A 631-nucleotide genomic window follows, 5' to 3' on the forward strand; every position below is an offset into this window, starting at 1 on the left:
TATCTTTATTGTCTATTTTATTTATAAATAACTGGCTGTATAGATTTTGAGATATAAAAAAAGCAAATACTATTAAACCGAGTGTTTTTGTCGTCTTATTCATTATCAATTGGTTTTAAATCAGAGTCTTTTATCATTGTTTCCCATTGCTAACAAGCGAAACTAAAAATCTTTTAGAAACGCTTTTATATCTTTCTCTTTTATTAATGGTATAAATATTTTAAGAAATTTTTCTGTACTCTGTTTATCTTTTTCTCTTATAAGAATAGGCTCTTTTTCATCTATATCACTATAATTAAAATATTTGATATATAATACTCCTTTTTCTTTATCAAGGTTGCTTTTTGATAGCAACGTATATTCTCTATATTCTCTTCCAGCATATATATATAGTTTCCATAATTTTCCTTTGCAATAATACTTAACTATGTTGATATCATTTTCGATTCGAATATTACCCTCTTCAAAGAAGGTTTTGTAATACTCATCTTTATTTACAATAACTTTATACTTTCCTCTTAAAGGTTCTTTTGTACGTTTATCGATTCTTATATAATCGTACAGACTTGAAATACATTTGGCAGGAATAGCTTTTTCAACAATCTCTATATCTTTATTGTCTATTTTATTT

General features: G+C 25.0%; 1 protein-coding gene. It reads right to left on the reverse strand.

The genetic code is table 11. From position 1 onward, the window contains the following. Positions 1 to 162: 162 nt before the first annotated feature. A partial coding sequence (locus tag HMPREF1551_RS13805) for a hypothetical protein (protein WP_021627350.1) occupies positions 163 to 631 on the reverse strand: 469 nt, incomplete at its 5' end.

The sequence above is a fragment of the Capnocytophaga sp. oral taxon 863 str. F0517 genome (genome assembly GCF_000466425.1).
Lineage (GTDB): Bacteria > Bacteroidota > Bacteroidia > Flavobacteriales > Flavobacteriaceae > Capnocytophaga.